The organism is Dellaglioa sp. CoH-57-MRSF-20 (assembly GCF_056781955.1).
Genome location: NZ_JBXAXV010000273.1, coordinates 1 through 264 on the forward strand (window position 1 = coordinate 1; position 264 = coordinate 264).

Annotated in this window: 1 protein-coding gene; it reads left to right on the top strand. The window is 55.3% G+C overall.

Annotation, left to right across the window (positions count from 1 at the left end; genetic code table 11):
• Window positions 1-30: 30 nt before the first annotated feature.
• The coding region (locus AC1RPN_RS09020; protein WP_481763849.1) for a hypothetical protein at window positions 31-264 on the top strand (234 nt) is incomplete at its 3' end.

Sequence of the window (264 nt, forward strand, 5' to 3'; positions counted from 1 at the left end):
ATCGTGTCGAGTTGAGCACGGCGTTCAGCAATGATCGATTTATCCAGCATTTACTTCTTCTCCTTGAGTTTGGGTGATTCAGCCGATACGGGCGAGAAATACAGAAATGCGCTGTCGGAGGTTGGTACCCTGCGCGATGTGGTACACAACCTCCGCCACCTCGTAATCAACCGAGGTGGCGGCCTCGAAGCGGATGACCTCACCGACACGCGGGACCGCCAGATCACCCGTGGCAGACGCAAGATTGATATGGTCGGCCTCATT